This window comes from Microbulbifer hydrolyticus, from assembly GCF_009931115.1.
Taxonomy (GTDB): domain Bacteria; phylum Pseudomonadota; class Gammaproteobacteria; order Pseudomonadales; family Cellvibrionaceae; genus Microbulbifer; species Microbulbifer hydrolyticus.
This window is the reverse complement of sequence record NZ_CP047491.1, coordinates 1,591,163-1,610,008: the sequence shown is the minus strand read 5'-3', so window position 1 is coordinate 1,610,008 and position 18,846 is coordinate 1,591,163. Positions and strand designations below refer to the sequence as shown.

Annotated in this window: 12 protein-coding genes; 7 read left to right on the top strand and 5 right to left on the bottom strand. The window is 58.8% G+C overall.

What is annotated here, in order from left to right; translation table 11 throughout:
* The first annotated feature begins 75 nt into the window (after window positions 1–75).
* The 6 genes from GTQ55_RS06850 to GTQ55_RS06825 all read left to right on the top strand — a co-directional run bounded on the left by GTQ55_RS06850 (window position 76) and on the right by GTQ55_RS06825 (window position 10,305).
* Window positions 76–2,619, top strand: coding sequence for a cellulase family glycosylhydrolase (locus GTQ55_RS06850; protein ID WP_161858063.1), 2,544 nt, complete (start codon window positions 76–78; stop codon window positions 2,617–2,619).
* A gap of 216 nt (window positions 2,620–2,835) precedes the next feature.
* The gene (locus GTQ55_RS06845; protein WP_161858062.1) at window positions 2,836–4,293 is read left to right on the top strand and encodes a sugar porter family MFS transporter; all 1,458 of its coding nucleotides are present in this window, start codon (window positions 2,836–2,838) and stop codon (window positions 4,291–4,293) included.
* A 324-nt stretch (window positions 4,294–4,617) separates the two neighbouring features.
* Window positions 4,618–7,260, top strand: coding sequence for a glycoside hydrolase family 3 protein (locus GTQ55_RS06840; RefSeq protein ID WP_161858061.1), 2,643 nt, complete (start codon window positions 4,618–4,620; stop codon window positions 7,258–7,260).
* 2 nt (window positions 7,261–7,262) lie between these two features.
* Window positions 7,263–8,171 carry a DUF4380 domain-containing protein gene (locus tag GTQ55_RS06835; RefSeq protein WP_161858060.1) on the top strand — a complete coding sequence of 303 codons (909 nt, stop codon included), beginning with the start codon at window positions 7,263–7,265 and terminating at the stop codon, window positions 8,169–8,171.
* 234 nt (window positions 8,172–8,405) lie between these two features.
* Window positions 8,406–9,296 carry a DegV family protein gene (locus tag GTQ55_RS06830; RefSeq protein WP_161858059.1) on the top strand — a complete coding sequence of 297 codons (891 nt, stop codon included), beginning with the start codon at window positions 8,406–8,408 and terminating at the stop codon, window positions 9,294–9,296.
* A gap of 220 nt (window positions 9,297–9,516) precedes the next feature.
* On the top strand, window positions 9,517–10,305 hold the full coding sequence (locus GTQ55_RS06825) for a transporter (RefSeq protein WP_161858058.1): 789 nt from the start codon (window positions 9,517–9,519) through the stop codon (window positions 10,303–10,305).
* Between the two features lie 128 nt (window positions 10,306–10,433).
* Here the strand turns inward: GTQ55_RS06825 and GTQ55_RS06820 are convergent, their stop codons facing one another.
* The 5 genes from GTQ55_RS06820 to GTQ55_RS06800 form a co-directional block, all read right to left on the bottom strand.
* A complete protein-coding gene (locus GTQ55_RS06820) occupies window positions 10,434–11,939 on the bottom strand; it encodes a phospholipase D family protein (protein WP_161858057.1) in 1,506 nt (501 codons plus the stop codon).
* 66 nt (window positions 11,940–12,005) lie between these two features.
* Window positions 12,006–13,505: a flavin-containing monooxygenase gene (locus GTQ55_RS06815; RefSeq protein WP_161858056.1), complete on the bottom strand. Its 1,500-nt coding sequence runs from the start codon at window positions 13,503–13,505 to the stop codon at window positions 12,006–12,008.
* Between the two features lie 167 nt (window positions 13,506–13,672).
* Window positions 13,673–15,274, bottom strand: a complete 1,602-nt coding sequence (locus tag GTQ55_RS06810; protein ID WP_237567864.1) for an AMP-binding protein — start codon at window positions 15,272–15,274, stop codon at window positions 13,673–13,675.
* Window positions 15,275–15,525: 251 nt separating this feature from the next.
* Window positions 15,526–16,587 (bottom strand): zinc-binding dehydrogenase, encoded by a 1,062-nt coding sequence (locus tag GTQ55_RS06805; protein WP_161858055.1) that lies wholly within the window; start codon window positions 16,585–16,587, stop codon window positions 15,526–15,528.
* 113 nt (window positions 16,588–16,700) lie between these two features.
* On the bottom strand, window positions 16,701–17,210 hold the full coding sequence (locus tag GTQ55_RS06800; RefSeq protein ID WP_161858054.1) for a 2,4'-dihydroxyacetophenone dioxygenase family protein: 510 nt from the start codon (window positions 17,208–17,210) through the stop codon (window positions 16,701–16,703).
* 604 nt (window positions 17,211–17,814) lie between these two features.
* Here GTQ55_RS06800 and GTQ55_RS06795 point away from each other — a divergent pair.
* Window positions 17,815–18,822, top strand: coding sequence for an AraC family transcriptional regulator (locus GTQ55_RS06795; protein WP_161858053.1), 1,008 nt, complete (start codon window positions 17,815–17,817; stop codon window positions 18,820–18,822).
* Window positions 18,823–18,846 lie beyond the last annotated feature (24 nt).

Sequence of the window (18,846 nt, the reverse complement as noted above, 5' to 3'; positions counted from 1 at the left end):
CAAACAATAACCTAAGGGACCTGCAGTGCCACTCCGCGCAGTTTGCGGAGTGCGCACCGACAAGGAGAGATCACCATGCGAGCGCATTCACAACGCGCGCGGCTGACGCGCGCTCGACAATTGCCGACGGTTTGGGTGGGCGCATTGCTTTGCGCTCTGCTGCTGGTTGCCTGCGGCGGTGGCGGTAGCGATACCCCTCCGCCCCAACAGCCACCTGGAAATACGCCCGAGCCGCCCGTGAGCCCTAGCCTCACCCGCCTGCACACCGACGGCACCCAGTGGGTCAATGCCGATGGCCAGCAGGTACTGTTGAAGGGGGTCAATCTCGGCAACTGGCTGCTGCAGGAATTCTGGATGATGGGCCAGAGCACGGAGGCGGTGAACGACCAGTGCACCCTGGAAGGCATCTTCGATACCCGCTTCGGCTTCGCCGAGCGCGAGCGATTGATGGACCTGTTCCGGGACAACTGGATTACTCAGAGAGACTGGGATCTTATCCAGTCCTTTGGTTTCAACGCCATACGCCTGCCGTTTATCTGGAATCTGCTGGAAGACGAGCAGAACCCCATGACCCTGCACGACGATGCCTGGCAGTATCTCGACGCCGCCATCGCCGAAGCGGAAGCCCGCGGAATCTACGTGATCCTCGACCTGCACGGCGCGGTCGGCGCCCAGGGATGGGAGCACCACAGCGGCTGCGCCGGACACAACCTCTACTGGGAGACACCGGAATACCAGGCGCGTACCGAGTGGCTGTGGCAACAGATTGCCGGCCGCTACGCCGACCGCCCCGCTGTAGCCGCCTACGGCGTTCTGAATGAACCCTGGGGTACCACCCCGGAAAACCTCGCGGTGGAAGCCATCGAACTTTACGACGCCATTCGCCAGGTCGACGACAGCACCATCGTCATTCTGCCGGGTCACTCCGCCGGACTGGACGCCTATCCCAGACCCGCCGATGCCGGGCTGAGCAACGTCGCCTTCGAGATGCATTTTTACCCCGGCATTTTCGGCTGGGGGGAAATTGGTTATCCGGTACACCGGGACTGGCTGACCTGCGGCGAAAATGGCCGCGGCGGTGTGTGCGAATGGGATGAAAAACTGCAACAACTGGACGCCCCCTTTCTGGTGGGCGAATTTCAGCCCTGGAGCGGTCTCGGCCCCGAACTGGGAGCCGAGATCACCCGCGCTACATACGACACCTACGCCAGCTTCGGCTGGGCCTCTACTGCCTGGTCCTACAAGCTGATTACCAATCAGGGCGGAGAGGGAAATGGTACCTGGGGGCTGGTCACCAACGAGCAGGGGCTAGGCCTGCTGGCAAAAGCCGATACCTGGGCCTGCCCCGGCTGGGACAGCGCCCTGGAGAACGCCTGCAGCAGCGCACGCAGTCGGTTTACCGCGGATCGGGCTGGCTCGCAGACCTACTTTCTGGTGGTGAAATTCGGCAGCTGCTGTGATGGCGCACTGGATGTCTCCCTCGACAGCCTCAGTATTGTGGACGAGGGCACCGGCAGCGAACTGTTGGTCAACGGCGGTTTCGGCGAAGAGAGCGGCTGGACACGTTGGCACCAGAATATGCCGCCGACACTGGAGTTCAACAATACCGACGCCGCCAAAGCCCCCAGTGGAAGCGAAGGTCCGACATTGCGCATGAGCGGCACGGCAGACATAAACGGTGGCATCTACCAGCCCGTGACTCTGGAGGGCGGCAGGAATTATCGCCTTTCCGGCGTGTTCAAGGATAACGGCAGCACCAGCGCCTGGGCGGAAATCTATCTGGTGGCAAGCCAACCCATGGACGGCGCCGATGTGCTTGCGGAAGGTCCATTTAGCGCACTGGACTTCAACGCCGCCAGTAAAGAAGAAATCGAAACCCTGTTCCGCGCCTTCGGCAGCACGCCCTACGACGTCCACGAGACCGCCCGGGAGGCATTGACCGCCGACCGCGGGTCCGACGTGTTGGACCTGCCGGATAGCCCCGCACAACTGATACTGGCAGAAACCAGCGAAGGCAACCAGCTCAGCTGGCAAGCCAGCGAAGGGGCCAGCGGTTATAAGGTCTATCGGTCTGCCAGCTCCGGGGCCGGCTTCATCCCCATCGCGGGGCCGATCGCAACCACAAATTATCTGGATACCGATATCGGCAACCAGACACTGTATTACCGGGTAACGGCAACGCGGGGTTATGCCGAGAGCTACCCGGGCAACGAAGTCGCCACCGCGGCGGTAGCCGTGCCGCTACCCGGTCGAATCCAGGCGGAATCCTTCAGCGCCATGTCCGGTATCCAGCTCGAAAACTGCTCGGACACCGACGGCGGCCTGAATGTGGCCTGGCTGGACCCGGGTGACTGGCTGGAATACCGCGTATCCGCACCCGCGGCCGGCACCTACACCATCCGTTACCGACTGGCGAGCAATGGCGGCAGTGACGGATTCGCCACCTCTGTCGAGGGCGCAACGGCGCACTCCCTGGCGGTGCCGGATACCGGAGACTGGCAGTCCTGGACTACCGTTGCGGCAACGGTAGACCTTCCCGCCGGAGAATCGATACTGCGGCTCGACGCCATCGCCGGCAGCTGGAACCTGAACTGGCTGGAGGTTGCCGCAGAGCCATAATTCGGCCATCTGTCTCATTTGATCCCGCGGAAAATGGCAAAGTGGGCCGGATTCGAGGTCCAACTTTAAGTTTTTTCGCAAAGTAGGACGCTTTCACCGACGACAAACGTCATTATAGAACTGACTTTTTGCGGGTAATTCGCTCAAAGAAGCAGACAAATACGGGTGGGTACCAACAACTCGCCCAAGCCAAAATAAAAATGCAGGTAGTCACACATGCAGGCGATTGAGAATTCCATCGACGGTATTCAGGGCGCAGCCCTGGGCCGTCAAGACGCTCCACCACTTCCGTTCATTATCCTGATCTGCGGTGTCGCCACGATCGGCGGCTTCCTGTTCGGATTCGACAGCGGCGTCATCAACGGCACCGTGACCGGGCTGCAACAGGCGTTCAACTCGAATACCGCCGGCACCGGGTTCAATGTGGCTTCCATGTTGCTCGGCTGCGCCGTGGGCGCTTTCTTCGCCGGCCGTCTCGCGGACCTGTGGGGGCGCAAGACGCTGCTGCTAATTTCCGCGGTACTGTTCGTGATCAGTGCCTGGGGCTCCGGTATCGCCACCAGTTCCCCGGAGTTCGTGTTCTATCGCATCCTCGGCGGCCTCGCGGTGGGCGCAGCCAGTGTGATGTCGCCGGCCTATATCAGCGAGATCGCCCCCGCGGCAATCCGCGGCCGCCTGATCACCATTAACCAGATCGCGATTATCTCCGGCCTGTTCATGGCCTTTGTCAGCAACTACTGGCTGGCAAAAACCGCGGGCTCCGCGGTCAACGAGTGGTGGATGGGTTACAACGCCTGGCGCTGGATGTTCTGGATTGAGATTGCGCCGGCCGCCCTGTTCTTCCTCGCGCTGCTGTTCATTCCGGAAAGCCCCCGCTACTTGGTGCTTTCCCGACAGACCTCCCGCGCCACCGATGTACTGCGCAAGCTTTATGGGGAAGCGGCGGTGGCGGGCAAGCTCGACAGCATCCGCGCGTCTGTGGCGAGTGATCACCGCCCCCGGATGCGCGATCTGCTTGAGGCTAGCGGACGCCGTGTCGGCAAGGTGCGCAAGATCGTCTGGGTCGGTATCGGCCTCGCCACCTTCCAGCAGCTGGTGGGTATCAACGTGGTGTTCTACTACGGCGCCGTATTGTGGCAGGCGGTGGGCTTCTCCGAGTCTGATGCACTGCTGATCAACATCATTTCCGGCGGTGTAAGCATCGGCGCCTGCCTGATCACCATGGCCCTGATCGACAAGATTGGCCGCAGACCATTGCTGCTGGTCGGCTCCATCGGTATGGCGGTGACCCTGGGACTGGTGGCCTTTGCCTTCACCACCGCCACCATCGGTGCCGACGGTGGCCTACAGCTGTCCCAGGGGATGGGCCTTCTGGCGCTGGTGGCGGCTAACGCCTATGTATTCTTCTTTAACGGCTCCTGGGGGCCGGCCATGTGGACCATGCTCGGTGAAATGTTCCCCAACCAGATCCGTGGTTCGGGCCTGGCGGTATCCGGACTGGCCCAATGGGTTTCCAATTTTGGCATCACCATGACCTTCCCAATCATGCTGACGGGCATCGGCCTGGCCGGCGCCTACGGCATTTATACCCTGTTCGCCCTGCTCTCCATCGCCTTTGTGATCTACATGGTGCACGAGACCAAAGGGCTGGAACTGGAACAAATGCGCGGCTGATCCATCGGCTTTTTACCTCGAAAGGGGGGCCTCCCCCCTTTCATCACTCTCAGGCACACCTTGTCCGCCAGCGGATGGCGCCCAACTTGCAGGGAAGCATCTTTTTTTCCAGATTCCGAAGCAACTGGCGGGGCCTTTTACCGAGGTTTGCGCGTCTTAACAGCGGGGACGTGAATTTGCTCAAGCTATGCGCCAGCTGTACTTCACCTACCGTCTCCTGAGGGACTTGTGGTCCCAATCCTTGAGGGCGCTCCTGTTCTCACCCTTTCTCAGGAGCGCCCTGTTTTTTTCGACAGATCAACAATAAATCTACCCGGAGCGACCATGATTCACCCAACCGGTAGCCTTGCCAGAACTTCCACCGCGCGCCTCGCCGGAGCCATCGCACTGATCGTCGGGCTTAGCGCCTGCAGCGACCCCGACAAATCATCCACAGGCGCCAGTGCCCAGGTAGATCCAGTAACGAGCGCGGAGGCTGGCAGCACGGTTGAACAGCGCTCACTGGAAAACTGGCCAGCCCTGAAACCTGCCCTGCCCCGGGATGAAAAACTCGAAGGCCGTATCAGCGACCTGCTCGCGCAGATGACGCTGGAAGAAAAAGTCGGGCAGATGATGCAGGCAGAGATCAAATACATCACTCCAGAGGAAGTGAAGCAGTACCACATTGGCTCCATCCTCAACGGCGGCGGCACCTTCCCCAACAACGACAAGTTCGCCACCCCCGACGACTGGCGCCAGCTCGCGGACGACTATTTTGCCGCATCCATGGACACCTCCGACGGTGGTGTGGCCATCCCGATCATCTGGGGCAGCGACGCCGTGCATGGCCACAACAATGTAATCGGCGCTACCCTGTTCCCACACAATATCGGTCTCGGTGCCGCGCGCGACCCGGAACTGATCCGCCGCATCGGTGAGGCCACGGCTCGGGAAGTCGCGGTAACCGGTGTGGACTGGACCTTCGCCCCCACCATCGCGGTAGTACGAGACGACCGCTGGGGCCGCACCTTTGAGAGCTATTCCGAAGACCCGGAAATCGTTGCCGCCTATGCCCGCGAGATGATCAAAGGCATACAGGGTGAAAAGAGCGGCGAAGAGTTCCTGGATGGCCGCCACCTGGTGTCTGCCGCCAAGCACTTTGTCGGCGACGGCGGCACCACGCGCGGTATCGACCGCGGCGATACCCAGGTCAGTGAAAAGGAGCTGGCAGAGATTCACGCCGCAGGCTATTTCACAGCACTGGAATCCGGTGTGCAGTCAGTCATGGCCTCGTTCAACAGCTGGAACGGCAAGCGCCTGCACGGCCACAAATACCTGCTCACCGATGTCCTGAAAGACCGCCTGGGTTTTGACGGCTTTGTGGTCGGCGACTGGAACGGTCACCGCTTTGTGGAAGGCTGCACCGTCGACAGCTGCGCCCAGGCCGTCAATGCCGGCCTCGACATGTTTATGATCACCGCCGAGTGGAAAGCGCTACTCAAGAACACCATTGCCCAGGTGCGCAGCGGCGAGATTCCCATGAGCCGGATCGACGACGCCGTGAGCCGTATCCTGCGAGTAAAGATCCGCGCCGGCCTGTTCGAGCGCGATCGTCCGCTGGCGGGCAAGACCGGTATCCTCGGCAGCCCGGAGCACCGCGCCCTTGCGCGCGAGGCGGTACGTAAATCCCTGGTCCTGCTGAAAAACAACGACCAGCTGCTGCCAGTCGACGCACGTAAAAATATCCTCGTCGCCGGTGACGGCGCCGACAATATTTCCAAGCAGAGTGGTGGCTGGACCATTTCCTGGCAGGGCACCGGCAACACTGCCGAGGACTTCCCCGGCGCCACGTCCATCTATACCGGAATCAAACAGGCAGTGGACGCTGCCGGTGGTGAAGTTGTGTTGAGCGAAGATGGCAATCTCGACAGCACCGCCTTCAACGGCGAGAAGCCCGATGTCGCCATCGTGGTATTCGGTGAAGACCCCTACGCAGAATGGCACGGCGACCTGGCCAGTATCGAATTCCAGCTGGGCAGCAAGGAAGACCAGGAACTGCTGCAAAAACTGAAGGCACAGGATATCCCCGTGGTAAGCGTATTCCTGTCTGGTCGCCCACTGTGGGTGAACAAGGAAATGAACCTGTCGGATGCCTTTGTGGCCGCGTGGCTGCCGGGCTCCGAGGGTGCCGGCGTTGCCGACGTGATCCTTACCGATAGCGAAGGTAAAAAGCGCTACGACTTTACCGGGCGCCTCTCGTTCAGCTGGCCGGAACTGGTACACCAGACCGTCATCAATCTCGGCGACGAGAACTACGCACCGCTGTTTACCTACGGCTACGGCCTCGACTACACCAGCGGCAACGCTGGCAGTGAGCGCCTCATTGCCAACAACCTGAGTGAAAACGGCGAAACCTATGTGGATGGCAAGCTCGAGGATGCCTGGTTGATGGTGTCCCGCCCGCGCGCCCCGTGGAAGCTGTTTATCGCCGACAGTGAACAGGACCCACTGTGGGTCAGCGGCAACCTGGCCAGCAGTGCGGATGACAATATCACCGTCGCGTCCATCGATATGCTGTCCCAGGAAGATGCCCGCGCATTGACCTGGAAGGGCCTGCGCGCCGGCAGCGTACTGCTGCAGACCCAGAAGCCGCAGGACCTGAGCCGCTACCTCGAAGAGGGCGCTGCTCTGACCATGGATGTACGGGTGGACCAGGCACCGCAGGCGGCAGTGTTTGCCCGTATTGCCTGTGACGGCGACAACTGCAACGGTTCGCTGCCACTGCAACAGGCCCTGGCGGCGCTGCCGCAGGGAGACTGGTCAGAAATCTCTATTGACCTGCAGTGCTTTGCCAAGGCCGGCGCTGACTTCTCGAAGGTGTCCCAGGGCCTGTCATTGCACAGCGAAGGCAAGCTGGCGATGGCAGTGGCGAATATCAAGTTCGTTCCCGGCGCCGGCGATCACGCACAGATCCGCTGCGGGGGCTGAGCATGTTGCTTGAACGATTGAAGAAGTCGACCGTCACCATCGGCCTCTCTGCGTTGCTGGCGGCTTCCGCCAGCGCTGCGGAAGATCAAACCATTCGCCTGAGCAAGGACTCCCTCAAGCTGGCACTGGACCCCAGCTACGGTGGCCGCATCACCGAATTCTGGTATGGCGACCGCGATCTGCTGGCAGTGCCGGACCCGGGGGAAAACAGCTTTGGCTCCACCTTCTGGCTGAGTCCCCAGGCCCTTTGGGACTGGCCGCCAATTCCCGAGCACGACATTGCGCCCTACACCGTGGCAAGCAAGGACATGGACTCCGCTACCGTCACCAGCGCCTACGGTGCCGGCGCTCGCGTGAGCAAAACCATCACTCTCAACAGCGGGCAAAGCGCTACCGTCCACTATCGCATTGATACCGACAAGGCCTTCCCCGAGATTGCAGCCTGGGAAATCACCCGGGTACCCAACCAGGGGCTGGCGTTTGCTCCGGTCACCACCGACAGCGTCAAGACCGTGCGCGGCAAGGTGGCCTACGAGTTGAACAACGACACCTTGTGGCTGCCCATGGACATTGGCGCACCGCTGGTGGAAGGCAAGGTTGTTGCCAACGGCACCGAGGGCTGGCTGGCGTACGCACTGGATGGGCTCCTGTACCTGAAGATCTACCCCGAGGTTCCGCTGCGCGAAATGGCCACGGGAGAAGGCGACATCGAGCTTTACCTGAGCGGCGAGAAACCCTATCTGGAACTTGAGGTACAGAGCGCCGCCCGGAGCCTGGCGAGCGGCGAATCCATGAGCTGGTCCGTCGACTGGCTGGTACTACCGATACCCGAAAACCTGGAGGTGCGCAGCGGGTCCCCCACCCTGCTGCAGTTCGTGCGCGATCAGGTCGAACTGGCATCCGCGCCTTAATCACCGAGTTTTTCCGGGACTTGATGCCGCAGCCGCCTTGCTGCGGCTTTTTTATATCTCCAACAAGACCTTGCGCCGGGCTTGACCAAAAAGTCACCGGATTTTCTGGCAACCTCACCGCCCTTGGCCGATAAAAACTGTGCGATGTTGGTGCAAAATGCTAAATTTAGCGCCATCTACTCCGACATTGAACTGTTTATAAATTGAACCGCAGAATAAATAAGAGGAAAGACCATGGTTCAGTTAGTCGTCGATTCCGGCTGTGACCTTCCCGATGAGTTTCTGCGCAAGTACCAGATCCCGGTACTTCCCCACCACGTCAGCGTGGGCAAAGATGCCTTTGGCGATCAGCGCAACCCCGCCCAGATGGCCCACTTCTACTCGCTCAGCCTGGTGGACCGCTCACGCCATGTGACCTCCGGCCCCGCGGACGAAGACGTGATCGAGCAGGTGTTGAGCAAGCTACAGGCACAAGGCCACAAAGACATTGTGGTGCAGACTATCAATTCCACCAACAGCCCGACATTCGCCAATGCACAGAACGTCGCGCAAAAGTTGGGGAGTGAGGCATCAAAGATCCACGTTGTCGACTCGCACGCCCTGTTTTCCGGTCAGGGCCTGCTGGCACTGTATACCCTGTCGCTGATCCAGCGGGGGTTGAACGGCGCGCAAATAAAGTCCCGCGCGGAGGAATTCGGCCGCAAGGTTGTCGGCTATGCGGCTATTAAGGATGTGTATTACCTGCGTGAACGCGGCCGCCAGAAAAACGAAAAAAGCGTAAGCTGGCTGAAAGCATTCATGGCCAGATCTCTGAATCTGCACCCCATTGTTTCCATGACCTACCAGGGCTCTGCCGTTGCCGACACGGTAAAAACCTACGACGGCTGCACCCAGCGCCTGTTTGAACTCGCCGCGGAAAAAATTCGCGCTGGGCAGCTGCTGATGCCCGCTATCGTGGTGAGCATTGCCGGGCCGCTGAAAGACCTGGAAAAGGTACCCGGTTTCAAAGAGCTCGAGGCGCTCGCCGCAGAGCACAAAGTAAAGATTTACCGCTCAGTAATGAGTCTCTCTGGCGGTATCAACCTCGGACCGGGTACCGTGGCTCTCGCCGTCGCCACCAAGTAATCCGCCTGCCGGCAGCACCCCCGCGGACGCTGCCGGCTCCCCTCCCGCTCCTGCCACCTGAGCGTCCCGAGTATTCAAACTGGCGCAATTCAGTACACACGGCGAACGCTAATGCGCCCACATCCGTCCTTTGGCGGATGAATCCCGTACTGGACTAATTTCCTATCTAGACTTTTCTCAACGCTAAATTTTCCTGAGCAGGAAGTTGGGAGATCGCAGTATGTTCAGAGCCGCAGTCGTTTTGTTTCTTTTTTCACTTTCCGGGCTGGTCTCCGCCGAGAGCGGTTCTGACCTGGCCAAACAACTTGCGAACCCCATCGCCAGCCTGATCAGTGTGCCACTGCAAAACAACTTTGATCGTCAGGTAGGGCCGGAGGATGCGGGAAGGCGCTTTACCATGAACATCCAACCAGTGGTGCCCATCACGCTCAATGAAGACTGGAACCTCATCAGCCGTACCATCCTGCCAGTCATCAATCAGGAAGATGTCTTTCCGGGATCACCAGAGCGCACAGGTACCGGTGATACGGTGCAGAGCCTGTTCTTCTCGCCCTCCAAGCCTGTGAATGGAATCACCTGGGGCGTAGGGCCCGTATTTCTCTTGCCGACGGCCAGTGAGCAGGAATTGGGTACCGAAAAGTGGGGCCTTGGGCCTACCGGTGTCGTACTGAAGCAGGCCGGCCCGTGGACATCCGGCGCACTCGTCAACCATATCTGGGATGTTGCCGGTGACGATAACCGTGCCGATGTAAACCAGTCTTTCGTACAGCCATTCTTTACCTACACCACTCCCACCGCATGGAGCTTCACACTGACCGCAGACTCAACTTACAACTGGGATGCCTCCCAGTGGACAGTGCCGGTCGGTTTTTTTGTTGGCAAGGTGTTCAAGGTTGGCAAGCAGACCTACCAGATATCGGCCGGTCCGCGCTATTACGCCGAGAGCCCACAGAGCGGGCCTCAGGACCTGGGCTTTCGGATGACCTGGGTAATGCTCTTCCCCAAGTAAACGGGACAAATGAGCGGAACAAGTAAGCGGGAGTATTTCCGACCGCTAATTAAACCTACCCAGGCGCTCAACAACCTTACCTGGCAACGGGACGCAACTGGATAGGAAAGTTTCGCGTACGTTGACGATCAGATTTGCGTCTCGATCGGCAACCTGGACAACAAACGGGCCTGCAGACGCTGCCACCAATGGGTCTCGGGCTCCTTCGTTTCCTCCAGACTGTTTCCATCGTCATCCTGCGCGGTCCAGTGAATATGGTCCCGGTCGTCCAGTGACAACTGCCAGGCGGCGTCCGGCGCTATCCAGGTCTCAAACAACTCGTTCAGCGCCCGATTGATTTCCGGATTTTCGATCAGCATACCGATTTCGGTATTCTGGATAATCGAGCGGCTGTCGAGATTGATGGAACCCACAAAGGCGCGATCGTCGTCCAGTACAAAGGTCTTGGCGTGCAGGCTTGCCCGCGAACTTCCCTTAAACCAGTGCAGGCGTTGTTTTTGCTCTGCCACCGGCCGCAGTTCATAGAGCTGGACTCCGGCCTGTAGCAGCGGCTTACGATAGCGTGAATAGGCGCCGTGCACCGCAGCCACATCGTTGGTGGCCAGTCCATTGGTCAGAATATCCACCTGCACATCCATTCCCTGCAGGGTGGAAAACAGATCCACTCCCGGCACCCCGGGAATCAGGTAGGCATTGGTAATACGGACCTGCTGCTTGCACTGCTGGATTATTTTTTCCAGTTTGTAGCCGGGGTATTCGCTCACCGGCACACTGGCCCGGTCGATCACCTTGCGCGGCGGATCGCTGAATAGTGTCGCACGCCCCCAATGGAATGCCACCTCGCCTTCCTTCAGATTCTCCGCAAGATCAGATTTCTCCAGCGCGCGACTGAACTCCGACTCGCGCTCACCTTTCAGGTATTTCTCTACCCGCTCCCGCAACTCCTTCAGGGTGCAGGTATTGTCGTCGGCGAACGCCAGTTCGGTTACCGGAATGGCCACCTCACTGTTCCAGTACTCATCGAAAATATCGGAGGCGTCTTGCACCACGGCACCAATGGCCAATACATCCACGTCGAGAAACTCGGTTTCCGCTTTGGAAAAGTAGCCATCGGCAATGTTGCGGCCCCCGGTTATGGCGACGTTGCCATCACACACCAATAGTTTGTTGTGCATGCGGTGATTGATACGGCCAAAATTCAGCAGCTGTTCGAAGCCACGGCGCAGCCCGCTGCGCCCTTCCACCGGATTGAATACCCGGAGCTGTATCTTCGGGTGGCTGTCCAGGGCGAGCACCCAGGGGTTGGTTATGCGGGTTCCCAGGTCGTCCACCAACAGCCGTACACGCACCCCCCGGTCTGCGGCCTGCAATAACAGGCCGGTGAGAATTCTCCCGGAGGTATCGTCGCTGTAGATGTAGTATTTGAGGTCGAGGGAAACGGTGGCTTCCTCCACCAGCACCGCGCGCGCGACGAAGGCGGAAAGGCCATCGTGCACAAGATGGAAGCCGGATTGGGATTTATCCCTGGAATCAATTTCGGGGCGCAAGGCAAGCGCGAGCGCTGAGTCCTCAGCCGGATCCAGGGCGGAGGAATCCCGGCCGGGGTCGTAATCGGTATCTTTGGTGGCTGTCATATCCGGTAACGGACTGTTGCGGGGTTACTCGACTATTCTAGCAACCCACCGCAACGCCCACCGGCATCACACGGTTTCAGTCTCCGTAGGGATATCTTTCCGCTTTGCACCGCGGACCGATGGGTAGAAATTGAGCACGCCGTCTTCCAGCGGTCCGGTCAGCAAAATTTTCTTGTCGCGCTCGTAATCATTCAGCAACCGCCACGGGTAACGGGTTCCCTGACGCGGCAATATCCCGTCGGCCCGCTGCACATAGCCGGACTGGAGGGCAGCCATCACCGACTCTTCCGCGACACAGCCCTCACGGTCGACCGGCAGGAACACGCCCAGCCCGTGTTTGTCCAGATGGTTCAGCAGACGACAGATATAACCCGCAGACAGGTCCGACTTCAGCGTCCAGGCCGCGTTGGTGTAGCCGAATACCCAGGCCATGTTCGGTACGCCTTCCATCAGCACTCCCTTGTAGGTCAGCCGGTTGCGCATATCCACCGGCTGTCCGTCCACTGACAGCGCCATACCGCCCAGCAGCTGTAACTTGAGGCCTGTCGCGCTTACCGCGATATCGGCCTCAATCTCACTACCGGATTTCAGGCGGATACCGCGTTCGGTGAAGGCATCAATCTCGTCGGTGACCACTGAAGCCTTGCCGGACTTCACCGCCTCGAACAGATCACCGTCCGGCACGGCGCACAGGCGCTGGTCCCAGGGAAGATATTCCGGGGTGAAATGGCGCATATCCGCACTGCCACTCAGCGCCTTGCGTACCCCGCGCAACATCAACTTGCGCATAAAGCGCGGCCAGCGTTTGGACGCCTTGAACATCAACCGGTGCAGGCGCAAGTTCCGCCAGCGCGCGAAGCGATAAACCAGCGCCTCCGGCATCAACTTTTTCAGCGCCCCCAGCAGGCGGTCACGGCCGGGCATGGACAGGATATAGGTGGGCGAGCGCTGCAGCATGGTCACATGGCGGGCCTTCTCTGCCAGGGCCGGCACCAGCGTCACCGCCGTGGCGCCGCTGCCGATTACCACAATGTTCTTGTCGGTGTAATCCAGCTCCTGTGGCCAGTGTTGGGGATGTACCAGCAGCCCCTGAAAATTCTCTGTGCCGGCAAATTTCGGCTCGTGCCCGCGGGCGTAATCGTAGTAGCCGGTACAGGAGATCAATACCGAACAGGTGTAGGTGGCAGTTTCGCCATCGCGGGTGCCCGTGAGGGTCCAGAGCTGATCGTTACTGCTCCAGCTTGCTGCGGTGAGGTCTACCCCGTAATGGATATGCTCGCTGACCTGGAACTGGTCCGCGGTTTCCTGCAAATAATTGCGAATGGAGGGACCATCGGCCAGCACCTGGTCACCGTTCCAGGGGCGGAAGCTGAAACCGAAGGTAAACATATCCGAATCGGAGCGGATGCCCGGGTATCGGAACAGGTCCCAGGTGCCGCCAAGGCGTTCACGACGCTCGAGAATGGCGAATTCCCGGTTTGGGCAGTGCTGCCTGAGATGGCAGGCAGAACCAATGCCGGACAGGCCGGCGCCGATGATCAGGGTCTCGAAATGTTGTACGGGCATCGCGGGCTCACTGCACAGCTATTATTTTTGTGCCTCCAGTGTCGCGACTTTTTCCGGGCTTGTGAAGTCAATATCGGACGAGAAGCCGGCCAAACCCCGTTGAGATAGGAAATGGGCACAGAACAAAAAACGCAGCCAAAAGCTGCGTTTTTTAAATCCTGCAGATATCAGGCGCGCTCGGAGACTGGCACCGCGCGCAACTCCCTGCGCAGGATCTTGCCGACGGTGGACTTCGGCAATTCACTTTGCACCACGATTTGCTTGGGCACTTTGTAGGCCGTCAGCTGGGTGCGACAGAACTCGATAATTTGCTGTTCAGCAATATCGCCATCCACCACCAGGTGCGCGCATACCGCCTCACCAGTCTGCTCGCTGGGCACGCCAATCACCGCCGCTTCGACCACCTGCGGGTGACGGCAGAGAACATCTTCCACTTCGTTGGGATATACGTTGAAACCAGACACGATGATCATGTCTTTGAGGCGATCAACAATACGGATATTTCCATTGTCCTGAATCAGGCCCACGTCGCCGGTGCGGAAGAAACCATTGTGCATCACCTTGGCGGTTTCATCCGGACGGTTCCAGTAGCCTTGCATCACCTGTGGGCCGCGCACCACCAGTTCGCCGCTTTCGCCCTGGGCCACCGGATTACCCTGTTCGTCCCATACCTGCACTTCGGTGTCTGCCAGTACCGGACCGACGGTGCCGATTTCCTCGCGACCGAATTCGTTCAGGCAAATCACCGGCGAGGTTTCCGACAGGCCCCAACCCTCGGTCACCGGGCATCCGGTGACCTGGTGCCATAGTGCCGCCGCACTGCTGGTGAGTGCAGTACCGCCGGAGAAGGTCATTTTCAGCGCGCTGAAATCCAGTTTGTTGAATTCCGGGTGACGGCAAAGCCCAACAAACAGGGTATTGAGGCCTGCGATACCGGTAAAACGGAACGGGGCGATCATCTTCACGAAGCCGTCGATGTCCCGCGGATTCGGAATCAGTACATTCATGCTGCCCATGCCGAAGAAGGTCAGCATGTTCACGGTGAACGCATAGATGTGATACAGCGGCAGCGGGCAGACAAAGATCTCTTCACCCTCGTTACCACGCTTCAGAATACGCTCAAGCATCTGATCCGTATTGGCCAGCAGATTGGCGTGGGTCAGGCTCGCGCCCTTGGCCACGCCGGTGGTGCCGCCGGTGTATTGCAGCACCGCGATATCGTCACGGGTAGCTGTGCTCTCCACCAGCTCGGGGCAGGCGGCACCGCGTTCCAGCGCGTCGACAAATCCGTGATAACCGTTCGGCGCCGCGACCGCCTTGCCCAGCAGGTCGGCGGGACCGGTCACCAGAACATGCTTGATCTGGGTGGACGCTTTGATCTCTTCGAATTTGTCGATGAAGTCCGCCAGAATCACCAGTGCCTTGGCACCGGAATCGGAAAACTGGTGCTGCATTTCCCGCGGCGTATACAGCGGATTGGTATTCACTACTACCAGCCCGGCCCGCAGCGCGGCGTAGGCGGCAATCGGGTACTGGGTGATATTGGGCAGCTGGATGGCGATACGGTCACCGGCTTTCAGGCCACATTCGTGCTGCAGCCACTGGGCCAGGTGCCGGGATTTTTCATCGATCTCGCCGAAGGTCAGCGTCTGTCCGAGACAGTGGTAAGCCGGCTTGTCGTGAAACCTGTGCAGGCATTGGCCGATATAGTCCGCCAGGTTTGCAGAATCCTGCACCAGCACACTCGCATTCATGGTTTGTTCTCTCATAAGTGCTCCGACATTTATTATTTTGGTCGTCATTTAGGTAATTTGGACACCAACATTTTACGCCAGTGCCGCATTCAATCATTGTCGTGTAGGTGACAGTTTAGCCAGTGTGCGTCCGATTGCTATTCCGGACTGCCGTCACCATAACCTGCCAGTGCCTTTGCGACTTTCTTGTTCACAATCCAGTACTGGCTGCTTCATCCATGGCTTTTTGTGTTCTTTTCAACGTGTGAAGACGGAAGGCGGAAAATCTATTCCGCCTTCTCCAGGCCGCCGGAGCGCCACGGTTCCACGATCACCTTGATATGATCGTTCGGTTGCGTGAGCGTCTCAAACGCGGCGGGTACGCCATCAATACCCACAGTCCCTGTCCACAGCGCTTTCCAGTTTACCTCGCCGCGGGCGATAGTCTGCAGGCACTCGGAAAACTCCTCGGGCGTGTAGTAGTAGGTAAATTTGATGTCCATTTCCTTCACCATCGCAAAAGCGAAGTTCACGGCGGTAGGCTCGGTATGCACACCGGTTACGATCAGGCTGGCGTGTTGCGGCGCGCGGCGGATAAAGCTGTCCAGCAGTTGACGGATACCGGCGCACTCATAGATCACCACCCGGCCTTCGCCAGCGAGCTCCGCGGCCCTGGCGACTTCATCCGTCTCCATGGGATTGACTGCGACGCTGGCGCCGAACTCCTTCGCCAGTGCCTGGGCATTTGGCTGCGGATCGGAAGCGACGATATGTTTGATACCGCGCAGGCACAGAGCGGAAATTACCGCGAGCCCAATGGGTCCGCAGCCCGCTACCAGCGCCACATCGTTTTTGCCAATATCGGAGCGATTGACGGCGTGCAGGCCCACCGCCAGCGGCTCGGTAATCGCTGCGGCCTGTGGCGTAACGCCTTCCGGCAAAGGCAGCATCAGGGCCTCGTCCAGCAGGAAATATTCCGAGTAGGCGCCGTGAATACCGGGTGTCACACCGATACCGGCCCCGTTCTGGGACATCAAAATCGGCACGCTGGTCACGCGGGTGCCGACCGGGACTTCGGCCTGCGTCTCCGGGCCGTATTCCACGACCTCGGCTGCAAATTCATGGCCCAGCATGATGTCTGGCTTGACCTCAAGCTCGGCGGGCAGCATACCCAACTGCTGGTACAGTTCGAAAATCTCATCGGTATGATGGGCAAGGTGCAGATCGGACCCGCAAATCCCACAGGCAAGCGACTTGACCAACACCTGCCCCAGGCCAGGCTTGGGAATTTCCTGGGATTCCAGTTGTACCTTGCCATCCCTCAATACAACGGATTGCATCGTTGACATAAAGTTCTCCGAGTTAACCACCGAGTCCGGTACGCAGTAAATGTCTCCTGCACTCGGAGGTGGCTGCTCTGTTTTCGGGAATTATTTCAAAATATTGAAAGCCACCTGCGTCATCATTCTTCGTCGGAATATCCGGCAGTAGACTTCGGCTTGATATACCGCGGGACAATGCCCTGAGCCTTGGCGGCCTCAAGCATGATTGTCTCGATCCAACCAGCGTCCATCACATTCATAAACTCATCGTTTTCATCAAAATTGATGTTCGCACCAAATACCGCCATGAATGTATCGGTGACCTCGGTATTTGTCTCGGGCACCTGGAACTGATGCACGGAGCCACCCGGCTCGTAAAGGTAACTTCCCGCTGTCTGCGGCTGATCCGGGTATTCTGTGTAGTGCCAGCTGCCAGAAATGGTGTAGAGATGCACACAACCGGTGTGGAAGTGCCTGGGTAACACGGTACCCGGCTCGAACTGCACACGCAGCACCCACACACCGTTTTCGGTATCCAGGAAGCACGGCATTACGTGAACCCCTGGCAGAGCGTTTTTCACGAACGGCTGTTCATCCGTATTGATGGTAAGCAGAGCATCCTGCGCGTGAATCGGGAATGGAATGGTCATTTTGAGTTTCCTCTCATCTTGCTTGCGCCACTCTAAGTGAGAATGGTCTTTCTCAGGGCTGAGCGTAAGCCTGCTGGATTTCCCGCATGGCCTCGCCCAAGGTTATTCTCGGCGGCCAGCCGAGCACAGATTTTGCTTTGCTCGCGTCGCACACACTTTTCATACCGGTCAATCGATCACCAAGCAGGGGTACATCAAAAGTCGGCAGCTGCGCTCAGCCGGAAACCCGCTGCAGGCAAAACCGGGTCCGGGAATAAGTGGCTAACAGCAGTCGCTGTCTACGCTGTGAAGGATTCTGCGGGCCACGCTGGCTTGACCCGGATTTGAGAAGTGACTCGATCATCGCTCGATGTCCTCATTCTGTATTTCTGTATTTCGCTTTATTTTTATGAACTCTGGGCCTTGTCCGGTCATTCCGGTCCGCCCTTGATCGCTACAGGAGTGGTATTGAGATTAATTGATCCCCTGGGCTGCGGTTTGATATTTTGGGACAGGCACTTTGCAAAATGGGACAGGGACGATACGCTGCGACGGAACGATCACGATCCACCGCCAGTAATCGGCCACTGCAAAGTGCGGCCATCGAGCGACCCGAGACACGAGCATGACAGAGTTTGTCAGGGCTGGAGCCCTGTATGGATTTGACGAGCTGGCGCGTAAACTCGGTGCCAACCCGGTGAAATTATTGAAAGCCGCTGGGCTACCCGCAAGCCAAGTGCGCGAACCGGACAACCTGATTCCCTACGAGAGTCTTGGGAAATTGCTGGAATTGGCGGCTGAGGAAACGGGTGACGACGCCTTCGGCCTGCATTTGTCTACGAAACAGGGCCTGCATGTTCTGGGTCTTTTCGGGGCCTACCTTTCTCGGCAAGACAGTATCCTCAGTGCAATGACCGTTGGCGGTAAGTACGCCCATCTGCACGCGCAGGGCGCAATCCTCTCTATGAACCCAGCGGCGAACGGTCAAGCAGAATTGCGTCTGGAGATCGTCAATTCGAAAACCGGCCACTACCCGCAACTCGAGGACTTGAGTCTTGGTATGATCTACCAGCTGGTACGGGATATGGCAGGGCCGCAGTGGCATTCGAGCCGGGTATTTCTACGCCGCCCGACGCCGGAAAATGGCAAGAATCTCTATACCGAAACCTTCTCGTGCCCGGTGGAATTCGATGCGCAATACAATTGTTTTTATATCGATCGGGAAACCCTGAAAAGAAAACCGCGCACCCTGGAAGGTCTGGTAGACCAGGTCATTTTTACCCAGTTCGAACAACTGAAAAGCGATTCAGAGAGCGACCTGACCCCGCTGGTAAAACACGCTATTCTCGGCCTGCTGCCCACCGGGGACTGCAACAAAACCAACGTGGCACTCTGTCTTGGCATGCACCCCAAAAAGCTGCAGCGCATATTGGAAGCAACCGACACAAGCTTTCGCGCAATCCTGGAAGAAACCCGCAGGGAAGTGGCTGAGTCGGCGGTATTGAACAGCAGTATGCCGTTGACCAATATCGCACTCAATCTGGGTTATGCCGACCTCGCCGTCTTCAGCCGCAGCTTCAGGCGCTGGTTCGGGCGCTCGCCCTCGGAGATCAGGGGCAATCGGCAAGGTTAGCGACGAGCCCCCGGAAACCTTCAG